Below are 13,091 nucleotides of genomic sequence, written 5' to 3'. Positions count from 1 at the left end.
GATCACCCCACAAGGCGCCAGCCGAAGTATCGCGTCCGGAGTAACCGATCAACGGAGGACGCGTCATGACTTCGCTTCTCGAAATTTCTTCCGAAAAACTATCCCGCCTGGTTGGCACACCTGGCTGCCCCAACCTTGTCGATGTTCGAACAGATGACGACTTTGCGGCCGATCCGCGCCTGATCCCTGGATCGATCCGGCGCAGCTATGGCGATGTCCAAGCTTGGCTCGGCCATCTGGAAACTCGTGCCGCTATTGTGATCTGTCAGCGCGGTCGAAAGCTCAGCCATGGCGTGGCCGCGTGGCTTCGGCAATCCGGTATTGACGCGAATGTTCTCGAGGGCGGGTTTGAGGCTTGGGGTGCGTCCGGATTGGCAGTTGTCCCGGTATCGAAGTTGCCACCTCGAGATAGCCAAGGGCGTACCGTTTGGGTGACGAGAGCACGGCCCAAGATCGATCGCATCGCTTGTCCCTGGTTGATCAAGCGTTTCGTTGATCCCTATGCCGTCTTTCTGTTCGTCCCTCCGGCAGATGTCGCCGATGTTGCCGACCGGTTCAATGCTGCGCCTTATGATATCGAAGAGGTCTTCTGGAGCCACCGCGAAGAGCTCTGCACCTTTGATGTCATGATTGACGAACTTGGCTTATCATCGGAACCCTTACTGCGGCTGGCCACAATCGTACGAGGGGCCGACACAGCACGACTTGATCTTGCCCCGGAAGCACCTGGCCTGTTGGCAGCGTCCCTCGGACTGTCGAGGATGTACGCCGACGATCATGAGCAACTGGAAGCTGGCCTTGGACTTTACGATGCCTTCTATCGCTGGAGCCGGGACGCGACAGATGAGAAACACAATTGGCCCTCGGCGAAACGGACAGCATGATGGCCGACATCATCAGCAAGACAGACGCGCTTTCAGACAAGCAAATGCATGAACATGGCATCTCGTTCCCTGACGCGGTGAAAGTCTGGGCTAGGGTCGCCGCATTGAGTTTTGGCGGCCCTGCTGGCCAGATCGCGGTTATGCATCGCATCATTGTCGAAGAGAAGCGTTGGATAGGCGAGCACCGCTTCCTGCATGCGCTGAACTACTGCATGCTTTTGCCGGGGCCGGAAGCACAGCAGCTGGCAATCTACATCGGATGGCTGCTTCACCGGACAGCCGGGGGCCTCGTAGCAGGTATCCTGTTCGTTCTACCCGGGTTCCTTGCAATCCTTGGTCTCAGCTATATCTATGTCGCCTTCGGCAGCGTCGATGTAGTTGAAGGATTGTTCTTCGGGCTGAAGGCTGCAGTGCTGGCAGTGGTTTTTCAAGCAGTGTTCCGGATCGGCGGGAGAGCGCTGAAGAATAACGCGATGATCGCAATTGCATCGTGTGCCTTCGTGGCGATGTTCTTTCTGCATGTCCCGTTTCCGATAATCATCCTGACGGCGGGCATGATCGGCTATGTTGGCGGACGGATCGCATCACCGTTGTTCCGGATCGGCGGCGGGCACAAGTCCGGAGCCGGTGCCGCACTGGAAGACCGGGATTCGGCGCTGGGCGAAGTGATCCCTCGTCACGCGCGGCCCAACCTTGCCTGGTCATTGAAGGTCTCGGGCGTGTTACTTGCGCTCTGGCTGATCCCGGTCGCACTCCTTGTTGCCTTCCTTGGTCTCGACAACGTCTTCTCCAAGGTCGCGATCTTCTTCAGCCAGATGGCGGTTGTCACGTTCGGCGGCGCTTACGCCGTCCTTGCCTACGTAGCGCAGGAAGCAGTTCAGTACTATGGCTGGCTGAAACCCGGAGAGATGCTTGACGGTTTGGGAATGGCCGAGACGACGCCAGGACCGCTGATCATGGTCGTTCAGTTCGTTGGCTTCATGGCAGCGTTCCGAAATCCGGGCGTCCTGGACCCCTTCGTTGCGGCTGGCATCGGCGCAGTCCTGACGACATGGGTGACGTTCATCCCCTGCTTTCTGTGGATATTCCTTGGCGCACCGTTCATCGAGAGCTTGCGGGGCAACACGGCGCTGACAGGTGCGATGTCTGCGATCACAGCTGCAGTTGTTGGCGTCATTTTGAACTTGGCGATATGGTTCGGACTACATGTACTGTTCAGACAAGTTTATAACTACAAGCTCGGATGGTTCTCGCTCGATGTTCCGGTATTGAGCTCCTTGAACGAGCCCTCATTGCTTTTGACCGCAGCTGCAATGCTGGCGTTATTCAGGTTTCGCGCCAACGTTATCCTCACGCTCCTCGCGTGCGCGATGATGGGTGTAGCGTGGATTGTCGTCGCGCGCACGTAGTGGATTTTGCGCAACGCCGCCGATCTGAGGTTCGACTCAAGAACATTGGAACCGGATATGCAAGGGTTCGGTAACGGAGAATGAATGACTGACAAATACGGATGGATGGGACACATCAGGGAAGAAAGGACGGAAAGACAACACCACAGATTTCCGCGTTCCCCTCGCTGAGGAGGCGCTTGCGGTCATTGATGAAGTCAAACGCCATGCAGGGGAGGGCTTCTTCTTTCCCAGCGTCAAGAAGGATTTTTGCCGAATGACAGGTTTTGTCAGGTTCTCTGCCGCATCTGCCGGGAAGTTTTGCGACTGTCACGCCACGCGACAGCAAATTGTTGACGGCGGACACAAAGATGGATCACTAAGACCTGAGCAGCCTTAACACATTGAAAAACTGCGATACTACCTTGAAAAGTGGTGCCCCCTGCCGGAATCGAACCAGCACTCCTTTCGGAACCTGATTTTGAGTCAGGCGCGTCTACCAATTCCGCCAAGGGGGCCGCAAGAGCGTCGGACACGGGTGAACCCACGACCGTAAAAAGCCAAATACATGCAGAGCCACCCTTCGGTCAACAGCAATAAGATGATTTCTTGAATGTAACACAGTCGTGTGTTGCCCTGCCCGCACGAGACAAATAGAGGCAGGTGGCCCATGAAGACAGCTTTGGCAAAAATTGAGCGAAACGATTCCATTTGGCTGCGGTTTGCTCTAGGGTCCGGCGAGATTCGAGGTCGGGGCGAGCCGAGAATGGTGGTTTTCGAGAACCGGAGCGCAGCGAACATATTCGTTCATGAGCACCGGAAGCGGAGAAAAACGCCATTTGCAGGCCGTCATGGCGTGAATATCGACAGACCCTAAGATCACCCGACTTTTCAAATAGCCTCCCCCACAGGAACCGACTTGATGCTGCGCAGACTATACGATTGGACCATGTCTCTGGCTGCGCGCAAATCGGCGGAAGTCTGGCTTGCCGTCATCGCATTCATTGAAAGCTCGGTATTCCTTGTCCCCGCCGATGTGCTGTTCCTGCCAATGGCACTAGCGCGTCCGCAGCGCGCCTACCGCTATGCGCTGGTGGCAACCATAGCGTCTGTCCTCGGTGGCATAGCGGGCTGGCTGCTCGGCTACTACGCCTATGAAACATTGGCGAAGCCGATCCTCGAAATGTACGGCAAGCTCGATGCCTTCGAACAATTGCGCGGTTCGACCAGCGCCGATGCGATCCTGCTCCTGCTGGTCACATCGGGCCTTGCCCACCTGCCGCCGATCAAGGTCGTGACGATCCTTTCCGGAGCGGCAGGTATCAATATCTGGCTGTTCATCGTCTCGGCGGTGCTCGCGCGCGGCGCGCGGTTTCTCTTCCTTGCCTGGCTTTTGCGGCGTTACGGCGAACCCATTCGCCACTTCATCGAAAAACGGCTTGGCCTGATCGCTGGCGCGGCAGCGCTTGTCCTGATTTTGCTCTATGCTCTGTTCCACTACACCCAGTTGTAAACCGGTCGCCATGAATGAGGACGTCAAGATAGTATGAGTGCAACGAATTCCTCCGGCCATTTCAAGACGGCTGTATTTCTCCTCCTCGCAATGGTTTTCACGGTCGGGTCCGCGCTCGGCTTTCAATACATTGGTGGCTATCTCCCCTGCAAATTGTGCCTGGAACAGCGCTTTCCCTATTATGCCGGTATTCCGCTGATGGCATTGGCTGTTGCCTCGTCCAGCCTGAAATGGCCAGTGGGCCTTACGCGCCTCCTGCTGGCGCTTGGCGGCCTCCTGATGCTCATTGGCCTCGGCCTCGCCGTCTTCCATGCGGGCGTTGAATGGAAGTTCTGGGCCGGACCGACGGATTGCACCGCGGTATCCATGTCAATCACCACCGATGCGGGTAATCTCCTGAAGGATATGAACGCCATTCACCCGCCCGCATGCGATACGGCTGCGCTGCGCGTATTTGGCCTGTCCTTTGCCGGCTGGAATGCCATCGCCAGTTTGATCTTGGTGATTGTCGCTTTCCGGGGAGCTGCTAAGTCCGCCTAGCTGGTGGAGAGAAACTCCAAAGCTCTTTCCCTTCTTTAGGCCGCAACGCAAAAACCCTCTGAGAATTCATCCCGCTGAGTCAGCTGGTGCGGTTTTCGAGAACCGGAGCGCAGCGTACATATTGTACGTGAGCACCGGAAGCGCAGAAAACCACATCAGATGGCCATCGGGGTGGATTGGCAGAGGTTTTAGGGTTCCAGCTCGACATCCCAGTACAGATAATCCATCCAGCTTTCGTGTAGATGGTTTGGCGGAAACAGCCGACCGTTATTGTGCAGATCATGCACCGTCGGCTCATAGGGCTTCTGCCGCGGCCACATTTTGGCACGGTTAGGCATCAGACCGCCCTTGCGAAGATTGCAGGGTGAACAGGCCGCCACGACATTCTCCCAGATCGTTTCGCCGCCGGCACAGCGCGGGATGACGTGATCGAAAGTCAGATCTTCTTCCGAGCCGCAATATTGGCATTCGAACCGGTCGCGCAGGAAGACGTTGAACCGGGTAAAGGCAGGATTGCGCGAGGGTTTGATGTAGGTCTTGAGCGATACCACGCTGGGCAGCCGCATCGCGAAGGAGGGCGAGGAAACCTCGTGCTCATATTCGGCGACGATGTTCACACGGTCAAGAAAAACCGCCTTGATCGCGTCCTGCCAGGACCAGAGCGACAAGGGGTAATAACTGAGCGGACGGTAGTCCGCATTGAGTACCAGAGCCGGTAACCCGTCCGGCGAGACGGCTATTGTCAAGGAATCAACTCCCAATCCAACCATCAGGCTTGCATTATTGTAAGCTGGACGTGACAGGAATGTGAAGCAAATTGCGGTGTTTGCTAAGGAAAAACCCCGTTATTTCAACTTCATGGCACTGGTGTGCCATCGCGGCCACGCGTAGCGGCATAGTAAGCCCAGAAAAGTCGGGCGGCAACACCGCGCCACGGGGTCCAGCGCTCGGCAAAGAGCCGTAACGCCTTGGAGTCCGGCCGCACTGATTCGCCATAGGCATGGGCGTAGGCGTGCTGAAGCGCGACGTCGCCCGACGGGAAGACATCCGCATGGCCTGCCGAAAACAGCAAGTAGACTTCCGCCGTCCAGGGCCCGATGCCCTTCACATTGGTCATGACCTGCATGGCCTCGGCGATCGGCATATCCGCCAAAGCAGCAAGATCGAGTTCTCCGGCGATAACCGCTTCGCTGATCCGGGCGAGAGTGGCCTGTTTGGCGCGGGAGAGGCCGGCAACCCGCCACGCCTCCTCGCCGGCAGCAAGATAGTTTTCCGGCGTCAGAGGATCGATGATGCTGACAAGCCGCTTCCAGATCGAATCGGCGCTGGCCTTCGAGACCTGCTGCGAAACGATCACCGAGGCGAGGCTCTCGAAGCCCGGGACAGAGCGGCGCAGCGGCAGCGGGCCAGCGCGTTCGGCTATCGCCGCAAGTTCGGGGTGGGTCTGCAGCAAGGCTTCCAGTCCTTCCGCAATATCCTCGAGCGTATCAATTCTGCGCATTGCAATCGTTCACTTTGCTTCGTTTGGGAAACACCGTATCAATTGCTTCGATACCCACGCAAGAACGCTACTCATCACTCATGACAGTTCCGGTATTCCGTTTTGCTCCCAGCCCCAATGGCCATCTGCACCTCGGCCATGCCTATTCCGCGTTGCTCAACCAGCAGATGGCGCGCGATGCAGGCGGCAGATTGCTCCTGCGCATGGAAGATATCGACCGGGAGCGCTGCACCCCAAAACTCGAACAGGCCATGCAGGAGGATCTGAACTGGATCGGCTTCGATTGGGAGAAGCCGGTCCGCCGCCAGTCGGAACACTTCGCTGTCTACCGCGACGCGCTCGATCGACTGATCGATATGGAACTTGTTTATCCAGCGTTTCTAAGCCGCGGCGAGATCAAACACGAAATCGAAAGCCTTGGCGGAAATGCGGGTTGGCCGCGCGATCCGGACGGAGCACTGCTCTATCCGCCGACAGACCGGCAGCTTTCGAACACTGAGCGAGAACGGCGTATCAGTGAAGGACAGCCGTTTTCATGGCGTTTGAACATGGACCGCGCACTCGAACATATCGGCGAGCCACTTTTCTGGACCGAACTTGCACCTGAGAACCGCGTGATCGAAGCCGCACCCCGCGTTTGGGGTGACGTCATCATTGCACGAAAAGATATGCCGACGAGCTATCATCTATCCGTCGTGATCGACGATGCATTGCAAGGCATCACCCACGTCGTGCGCGGCAAGGACCTTTTCCAGGCGACCAGCGTCCATCGCCTGCTGCAGCGGATATTCGATATCGAGCCACCTCTCTATCATCACCATGCACTTATCCTGGATCACGACGGGGAGAAACTTTCGAAAAGCCGCAAGGACACCGCGTTGCGTTCACTGCGGCAAGAAGGTGTCACCTGTCAGGAGATACACGCTATCATCGGGTTGTGATCTATCGCCTCTGCTCGTTCCGGTATAGATCAGCACCACAATGCATTCCCGATCCGGTCCCGTGACTATGCCTGTCCGCTATTTTCCCGCTCTGTTCGTCGTCCTTTGGGCCACCGGCTTCATCGGCGCGCGCTATGCCATGCCCTATATGGAGCCGTTCTATTTCCTCACGGTACGGTTTTTGATCGCGGGCGCTATCCTTGGCGTCTGGGTGGTACTCGATGGCAATCATTGGCCCAGCAAACGTGGTGCAATGCACGCGATCATTGCGGGGTGCCTCATTCACGGGGCCTATCTCGGCGCCGCCTTCTGGGCCATTCACAATGGATTGCCCGCAGGCATGTCGGCACTCGTCGTCGGACTGCAGCCCTTGATCACAGCGCTGATCGCGGGGTTGGTACTCGGCGAAACCATCCAGCCGCGCCATTGGGCCGGGCTTGCCGTCGGCTGCATCGGCGTCGCCATGGTCCTTTGGCCGAAGCTCGTCATTTCCGCCGGCGGCATCACCCCGGCGACCGTTTCGGCAGCAATCTTTTCAGTTGTCGCCATCAGCATCGGCACCGTCTGGCAGAAACGCTTCGTCGGCACTATCGATCTGAAGGCGGGTACGACGCTGCAATATCTTGGCGCTGCCGTCCTCACCGGCATATTCTCGCTGTCCCTGGAGACCCACACGATAATCTGGTCGGGCGAATTGATATTCGCCATGTTCTGGCTGGTATTCGTCCTGTCGATCGGGGCCGTGCTTCTGCTGATGCTGCTCATCAATCAGGGCGCGGTGTCCAAGGTCGCATCGCTGTTCTATCTCGTCCCGGGTGTCACGGCACTGATGGCCTATGCGCTGTTCGGCGAGACACTGACACCATTTCAGTTGGTGGGAATGGTCATTGCCAGCCTAGGCGTGGCCCTCTCGACAGGTCAGAGACGCGTGGCTTCCTCGATTTCCCAGTAACGGATGATCGCGGCATTGATCTCCGCGCCAATAATGAAGATCGCCGCGACGATATAGAGGAAAACGATCGCCGCCATGATCGATGCGAGGCCCGCATATGTCGACACATAGGTTGCAAAGGTCTCGAGATAGCTTGCAAAGATCGTAGCGCCAACAGTCCAGGCAATTAGCGTCAGCAGGACGCCCGGTAGTATCTCCATGAAGGTCCGATGGCCCGCGGGGAGCCACAGGTGCACGACCAAAAGGCCAATGATGAGCACCGCCGAAGCAATGCAATAACGCCAGAAGCCGATCGTTCCTGACACAAGAACAAGTTCCGGGATATAGATCGTCGCGATACGCATGGCGAGCGGCGCAAGGATCAGCAGGAAGCTGATGGCCATGATACCTATCGTTGCGACAATGACATAGCCGAGGCTTTGCAGCCGGCAATAGACGATCGAACGCGTATCGATCACGCGATAGGCACGGTTGAGGGCCACCCGCAACGCTTCAATGCCGTTTGAGGCAAAATAGGCTGCCGCAATAACGCTGATCGTCAGAAGGCCTCCGCGCTGGATATTGAGAACATTGCGCACCTCCTGGGCAATCGGCTTGGCGATCACCTCCGGCCATGTATCGAAGATCACATGAACAGCAGTATCCGTGAAGGCGCTTGCGCCAAGGAAACTTGCAAGCGAAGTCGCAAAGATCAGAAACGGAAAAAGCGCGAGAATTGCCGAAAGGGCAACGTGGCTTGCGAGCGCCCACCCGTCATCGGTGCTGAAATGCCGCCATGTATCGGCGACAATACGCCAAAGAAAAGATCTTGCCCTACGCATCGATGATTGTTCGCCCCTTCAACTGAGCAGATTGCAAGGCGCCGGCGAATATGTGAAGTCTTTTCATTCAATCACTAAAAACATCCGGTAAACATGGCCCGTTCCAGAACGATTTTGATCACAGGATGTTCCAGCGGGATAGGTGCCCATTGTGCCCGGGCGCTGAAGGCAGATGGTTGGACTGTCTTTGCCACCGCCAGGCAGCCAATGGATATCGAAGCGTTGAAGGCGGATGGCCTGTCTGCCCACTATCTCGACTACCGCGAACCGGACTCCATCGCCGCCCTGGTCAAAGCAGTGCTCGGCGAAACCGGCGGCACGCTGGATGCCCTCTTCAACAATGGTGCCAACGCTTTGCCGGGGGCGGTCGAAGACTTGCCAATCGCCGGACTGCGGGAGCAGTTCGACGTCAATTTCTTCGGCTGGCATGAGCTGACGCAGCACATTGTTCCCGTCATGCGCAAGCAGGGCCATGGCAGGATCGTTCATTGCTCGTCCATCCTTGGCCTCGTACCGATGAAATGGCGCGGCGCCTATGTCGCATCCAAATTCGCGGTCGAAGGGCTGATGCTGGTGCAGCGCATGGAACTGGAAGGCTCCGGCATCCATGTGTCGCTGATCGAACCGGGCCCGATCGCGACAAGGTTGGATTACAATGCGCTCAAGCAGATGGAACGCCATATCGACATTGAAAACTCGGTTCATCGCGAGGTATACCACCGCCGCATGGCGCGCCTGGCGGCCGGCGGCTCCAAGTCGCGTTTCAAGCTCGGTCCGGATGCAGTCTATGACGTTCTGAAGCATGCGCTGGAAAGCCCACGTCCCAAACCCCATTATCTGGTGACACGCCCGGCAAAAATTACAAACTGTGCCCGCAGATTTCTATCCGCACGTGCGCTATATCGCGTGCTTGCGAGCCAGTCGTGACAGGAGCAGACTGCAGACAAGTCTGACGATCAAGGAATAGAGTATGGATGTCATTTTCAAATTTTTGGCGCTCGTGGCAATTGCCGCGGTGACCATCGTCCTCCTCATTGGCCTGCGCAACATGATGAAAGGCGGCGACGCCAACTTCTCCAACAAGATGATGCAGTTGCGCATCTTCCTGCAGTTGATCGCCATCATCCTGATCGTCGGTGCGATCTATTTCCACCGCGCGGCCGGCTAGAGCAATTCCAGGAAAAGTGTGAAGCGGTTTTCCGTCCGGAATTGCGTTAAAAACGAATGATAGACAGGTTGTCTCATGGTCAAGCTCAACAAGATCTACACGCGTACGGGCGACGACGGCACCACCGGCCTCGGCAGTGGCGAACGGCGTCTCAAACATGATCTTCGCGTCGAAGCCTATGGCACCGTGGACGAAGCAAATTCTTGTCTCGGGCTTGCGCGGCTCCATACGGAAAAAGCCTTCCCCGAACTCGACGCCATGCTTATGGGCATACAGAACGACCTCTTCGATCTCGGTGCCGATCTTGCAACGCCCGACAAGGGCCAGACGCTTCCTTACGAACCCTTGCGTATTATCGACAGCCAGGTTCTGCGGCTTGAAGCGGAGATTGACCGGTTGAACGCAAACCTTGCGCCATTGCGCTCCTTTGTGCTGCCGGGCGGCTCGCCCGCATCCGCCGCGCTGCACCTTGCCCGCACCGTGGCGCGCCGCGCCGAGCGGCACATGGTCGAACTCGCGCAGAAGCCTGACGAGACCGTCACACCGGCCGCCCTGAAATACATCAACCGCGTGTCGGATTTTCTCTTCGTCGCGGCCCGCGTGGTCAATGACAATGGCGCGAGGGACGTGTTATGGGTCCCCGGTCATAACCGCTAAATGTCGCAATCGCTGAGGCAGGGAACCGGCGCCGATGTTCATTCCATTGCATGACGCCAACAGTCTCAAATACATCAAGTTGCAATATGTGACGCTGTCGCTGATCGTCATCAACGTGCTTGTCTATCTGGTCATGGCTGTTGACGGCGAGACTGCCCATGTCGCCGCGATCGGCCTCGGTTACATACCTGCCATCATCCATGACATGGCGGTTCTGCCTGCCAGTTATTACTTCGTCCCGCCCGATTTCACCTACATCACCTACGCTTTCCTGCACGCCGACATCTTCCATCTCGGCGGCAATATGCTGTTCCTCTGGGTTTTCGGCGACAATGTCGAAGACGCGCTTGGCCACATCAAGTTTCTGATCTTCTATCTTCTGTGCGCCGCCGCCGGAGCGTTCCTGCATGGCGTGATCCTGCCCGATTCAGAAGCGCCGCTCATCGGCGCTTCTGGCGCCATCGCCGGCATTGTCTCCGCCTATCTGCTGCTGCATCCTCGCGTAAAGGTCTGGGTGCTGGCGTTTGGGCGCATTCCCTTGCGCATCCCGGCAATATATCCACTGGTGCTGTGGGTCGTGACACAATTCGCAATGCTTGTATGGGGCGGGCAGGAACAGGTGTCGTGGCCAGCCCATGTCGGCGGCATCATCGCCGGCGCTGTGCTTATCGTGATCATGAAGCGCCGAAGCGTGCCACTGTTTGACCGGGCTATCGTCTCGCCGCGCGCCGTGGTCGTGGATAAACAATCGGAGCCCGTCTCCCGTGAGGCCGAACCGGTCAAGTGGGGTCGCTGATCGTTTTCATTCAATCGGTTGAACTGACGTAAGCAGATTGACCTTTACGTCGCTCATATTTACGGTCCCGCGCAACTCAGACGCGGCAGTGTCGTTTTTCTCACCTCCATGTCGGCTTCCGGCAAGCGGGTAGCACCACCGGACAGTAAATCTGTCCTTCGTTTATTTGAGAGGGAATCCCTATGAAAGTCCTCGTACCGGTAAAGCGGGTAGTCGATTACAACGTGAAGATCAGGGTTAAAGGCGACGGCTCCGGCGTTGAACTTGCCAATGTGAAGATGTCGATGAACCCGTTCGACGAAATCGCGGTCGAGGAAGCGCTCCGTCTGAAGGAAGCCGGCAAGGTAGAGGAAGTCGTCGTCGTATCGATCGGACCGGCGCAGGCGCAGGAAACCATCCGCACCGCGCTCGCTATGGGTGCCGACCGCGGCATTCTGGTCAAGGTCGACGATATCGTCGAGCCGCTCGCCGTCGCCAAGATCCTGAAAAGCGTCGTCGATGCCGAACAGCCAAAGCTGGTCATCCTCGGCAAGCAGGCTATCGATGACGATGCCAACCAGACCGGTCAGATGCTTGCGGCGCTGCTCGGATGGAGCCAGGGCACCTTCGCCTCGAAGGTCGAGCTCGGTAGCGACAATGCCAAGGTCACCCGCGAAGTCGATGGCGGTCTGCAGACCATCGAAATCACGCTTCCGGCGATCGTCACCACCGACCTGCGCTTGAACCAGCCGCGTTATGCTTCGCTGCCCAACATCATGAAGGCCAAGAAGAAGCCGCTGGATGAAAAGTCCGCTGCCGATTACGGCGTCGATACCAAGCCGCGCCTCAAGGTCATCAAGACCGAAGAGCCGGGCGGCCGCAAGGCGGGCGTCAAGGTCAAGGATGTGGCTGAACTCATCAGCAAGCTGAAGAACGAAGCCGGCGTTCTGATTTAAAGGATAAGGAATTTCACCATGGCTATTCTTCTTTTTGCCGAACACGACAACGAGACCCTTTCCGACCAGACCGCCAAGGCACTGACGGCAGCGCTTGCCATCGGCCCGGACGTGCATGTGCTGGTCGCAGGCAAAGGCGCCAAGGGCGTCGCCGATCAGGCTGCCAAGCTTGCCGGTGTCAAAAAGGTTCTGCTGGCCGACAGTGACGATCTGGCCAACCGCCTCGCCGAGGCAAGTGCAGCGCTCATCGTTTCACTCGCTGGCAATTACGACACGATCATTGCGGCCGCCACCACCAACGGCAAGAACATCCTTCCGCGTGTTGCCGCCCTGCTCGACGTCATGCAGGTCTCGGACATCATCGAAGTGATCTCGGCCGATACCTTCAAGCGCCCGATCTACGCGGGCAACGCCATCCAGACCGTGCAGGCGACCGATGCCAAGAAGGTCATCACGGTCCGCACCGCAACCTTCGCGGCCGCTGGTGAAGGTGGTTCGGCTTCCGTCGAGAATGTCTCGGCTGCAGCCAATCCCGGCCTGTCGAAGTTTGTCGAGGCCAAGCTTTCCGGCGGCGACCGTCCAGAGCTGACTTCGGCGAGGATCATCATTTCCGGTGGCCGTGCCCTCGGCTCGAGCGAGAAGTTCAAGGAAGTCATCCTTCCTGTCGCCGACAAGCTCGGTGCCGCCGTTGGCGCCTCGCGCGCCGCAGTGGATGCCGGTTACGCGCCGAACGACTGGCAGGTTGGCCAGACCGGCAAGGTGGTGGCACCGGATCTCTATATTGCCGTCGGTATTTCCGGCGCGATCCAGCATCTGGCCGGCATGAAGGATTCGAAGGTCATCGTCGCCATCAACAAGGACGAGGAAGCGCCGATCTTCCAGGTCGCTGATTACGGTCTCGTCGGCGATCTCTTCGTCATCCTGCCGGAGCTCGAAAAGGCCCTTTGATTATTTAGTTCGAACTTTAAAATGAAATTGCTTGGCCGGGGTAGACG

The 13,091-nt window shown here is 57.6% G+C and carries 15 protein-coding genes and 1 tRNA gene; 12 read left to right on the top strand and 4 right to left on the bottom strand.

Annotated elements, in window-relative coordinates:
- Positions 1-65: 65 nt before the first annotated feature.
- Entirely contained in the window at positions 66-884 is an 819-nt protein-coding gene (locus C7476_RS20155) for a chromate resistance protein ChrB domain-containing protein (RefSeq protein WP_114431652.1), read from the top strand.
- A complete protein-coding gene (gene chrA / locus C7476_RS20150) occupies positions 884-2,293 on the top strand; it encodes a chromate efflux transporter (protein ID WP_114431686.1) in 1,410 nt (469 codons plus the stop codon). The genes C7476_RS20155 and chrA overlap by 1 nt, the downstream gene beginning before the upstream one ends.
- 412 nt (positions 2,294-2,705) lie before the next feature.
- Here chrA and C7476_RS20140 read toward each other — a convergent pair.
- Positions 2,706-2,790, bottom strand: a tRNA-Leu gene (locus C7476_RS20140).
- A 404-nt stretch (positions 2,791-3,194) separates the two neighbouring features.
- Here C7476_RS20140 and C7476_RS20135 point away from each other — a divergent pair.
- Positions 3,195-3,785 (top strand): YqaA family protein, encoded by a 591-nt coding sequence (locus C7476_RS20135; RefSeq protein ID WP_114431650.1) that lies wholly within the window; start codon positions 3,195-3,197, stop codon positions 3,783-3,785.
- 33 nt (positions 3,786-3,818) lie between these two features.
- Complete coding sequence (locus tag C7476_RS20130) at positions 3,819-4,325, top strand: disulfide bond formation protein B (protein WP_114431649.1); 507 nt, start codon at positions 3,819-3,821, stop codon at positions 4,323-4,325.
- A 188-nt stretch (positions 4,326-4,513) separates the two neighbouring features.
- On the opposite strand, the gene C7476_RS20125 is transcribed toward C7476_RS20130, so the two are convergent.
- The gene (locus C7476_RS20125) at positions 4,514-5,071 is read right to left on the bottom strand and encodes an HNH endonuclease (protein ID WP_114431685.1); all 558 of its coding nucleotides are present in this window, start codon (positions 5,069-5,071) and stop codon (positions 4,514-4,516) included.
- 110 nt (positions 5,072-5,181) lie between these two features.
- Positions 5,182-5,826: a DNA-3-methyladenine glycosylase family protein gene (locus C7476_RS20120; RefSeq protein WP_114431648.1), complete on the bottom strand. Its 645-nt coding sequence runs from the start codon at positions 5,824-5,826 to the stop codon at positions 5,182-5,184.
- Positions 5,827-5,906: 80 nt separating this feature from the next.
- Between C7476_RS20120 and gluQRS the strand changes: the two genes are divergently transcribed.
- Positions 5,907-6,767 carry a tRNA glutamyl-Q(34) synthetase GluQRS gene (gluQRS, locus tag C7476_RS20115; RefSeq protein WP_114431647.1) on the top strand — a complete coding sequence of 287 codons (861 nt, stop codon included), beginning with the start codon at positions 5,907-5,909 and terminating at the stop codon, positions 6,765-6,767.
- Positions 6,768-6,834: 67 nt separating this feature from the next.
- A complete protein-coding gene (locus C7476_RS20110; protein WP_114431646.1) occupies positions 6,835-7,719 on the top strand; it encodes a DMT family transporter in 885 nt (294 codons plus the stop codon).
- Here the strand turns inward: C7476_RS20110 and C7476_RS20105 are convergent.
- A complete protein-coding gene (locus tag C7476_RS20105; protein ID WP_114431645.1) occupies positions 7,686-8,540 on the bottom strand; it encodes a YihY/virulence factor BrkB family protein in 855 nt (284 codons plus the stop codon). The two genes, C7476_RS20110 and C7476_RS20105, sit on opposite strands and share 34 nt — an antisense overlap.
- Before the next feature lie 93 nt (positions 8,541-8,633).
- Here C7476_RS20105 and C7476_RS20100 point away from each other — a divergent pair, with 93 nt between their 5' ends.
- The 6 genes from C7476_RS20100 (at position 8,634) to C7476_RS20075 (ending at position 13,044) form a co-directional block, all read left to right on the top strand.
- Entirely contained in the window at positions 8,634-9,467 is an 834-nt protein-coding gene (locus C7476_RS20100) for an SDR family oxidoreductase (protein WP_114431644.1), read from the top strand.
- A gap of 43 nt (positions 9,468-9,510) precedes the next feature.
- A complete protein-coding gene (locus tag C7476_RS20095) occupies positions 9,511-9,708 on the top strand; it encodes a twin transmembrane helix small protein (RefSeq protein WP_114431643.1) in 198 nt (65 codons plus the stop codon).
- 75 nt (positions 9,709-9,783) lie between these two features.
- The gene (locus C7476_RS20090; protein ID WP_114431642.1) at positions 9,784-10,365 is read left to right on the top strand and encodes a cob(I)yrinic acid a,c-diamide adenosyltransferase; all 582 of its coding nucleotides are present in this window, start codon (positions 9,784-9,786) and stop codon (positions 10,363-10,365) included.
- 34 nt (positions 10,366-10,399) lie between these two features.
- Entirely contained in the window at positions 10,400-11,161 is a 762-nt protein-coding gene (locus C7476_RS20085) for a rhomboid family intramembrane serine protease (protein WP_114431641.1), read from the top strand.
- A gap of 182 nt (positions 11,162-11,343) precedes the next feature.
- Positions 11,344-12,096 carry an electron transfer flavoprotein subunit beta/FixA family protein gene (locus C7476_RS20080; protein ID WP_114431640.1) on the top strand — a complete coding sequence of 251 codons (753 nt, stop codon included), beginning with the start codon at positions 11,344-11,346 and terminating at the stop codon, positions 12,094-12,096.
- A gap of 18 nt (positions 12,097-12,114) precedes the next feature.
- On the top strand, positions 12,115-13,044 hold the full coding sequence (locus C7476_RS20075) for an electron transfer flavoprotein subunit alpha/FixB family protein (protein ID WP_114431639.1): 930 nt from the start codon (positions 12,115-12,117) through the stop codon (positions 13,042-13,044).
- Positions 13,045-13,091: the final 47 nt, after the last annotated feature.

Source organism: Phyllobacterium bourgognense, from assembly GCF_003337575.1.
Classification (GTDB): domain Bacteria; phylum Pseudomonadota; class Alphaproteobacteria; order Rhizobiales; family Rhizobiaceae; genus Phyllobacterium; species Phyllobacterium bourgognense.
This window is presented reverse-complemented; position numbering and strand designations above follow the sequence as displayed.

Bases quoted from the DNA above. Each gene is read 5' to 3' on its own strand.
- C7476_RS20155 (WP_114431652.1), top strand. From the start codon at position 66: ATGACTTCGCTTCTCGAAATTTCTTCCGAAAAACTATCCCGCCTGGTT.
- chrA (WP_114431686.1), top strand. From the start codon at position 884: ATGGCCGACATCATCAGCAAGACAGACGCGCTTTCAGACAAGCAAATG.
- C7476_RS20135 (WP_114431650.1), top strand. From the start codon at position 3,195: ATGCTGCGCAGACTATACGATTGGACCATGTCTCTGGCTGCGCGCAAA.
- C7476_RS20130 (WP_114431649.1), top strand. From the start codon at position 3,819: ATGAGTGCAACGAATTCCTCCGGCCATTTCAAGACGGCTGTATTTCTC.
- C7476_RS20120 (WP_114431648.1), bottom strand. From the start codon at position 5,826: ATGCGCAGAATTGATACGCTCGAGGATATTGCGGAAGGACTGGAAGCC.
- gluQRS (WP_114431647.1), top strand. From the start codon at position 5,907: ATGACAGTTCCGGTATTCCGTTTTGCTCCCAGCCCCAATGGCCATCTG.
- C7476_RS20110 (WP_114431646.1), top strand. From the start codon at position 6,835: ATGCCTGTCCGCTATTTTCCCGCTCTGTTCGTCGTCCTTTGGGCCACC.
- C7476_RS20105 (WP_114431645.1), bottom strand. From the start codon at position 8,540: ATGCGTAGGGCAAGATCTTTTCTTTGGCGTATTGTCGCCGATACATGG.
- C7476_RS20100 (WP_114431644.1), top strand. From the start codon at position 8,634: ATGGCCCGTTCCAGAACGATTTTGATCACAGGATGTTCCAGCGGGATA.
- C7476_RS20095 (WP_114431643.1), top strand. From the start codon at position 9,511: ATGGATGTCATTTTCAAATTTTTGGCGCTCGTGGCAATTGCCGCGGTG.
- C7476_RS20090 (WP_114431642.1), top strand. From the start codon at position 9,784: ATGGTCAAGCTCAACAAGATCTACACGCGTACGGGCGACGACGGCACC.
- C7476_RS20085 (WP_114431641.1), top strand. From the start codon at position 10,400: ATGTTCATTCCATTGCATGACGCCAACAGTCTCAAATACATCAAGTTG.
- C7476_RS20080 (WP_114431640.1), top strand. From the start codon at position 11,344: ATGAAAGTCCTCGTACCGGTAAAGCGGGTAGTCGATTACAACGTGAAG.
- C7476_RS20075 (WP_114431639.1), top strand. From the start codon at position 12,115: ATGGCTATTCTTCTTTTTGCCGAACACGACAACGAGACCCTTTCCGAC.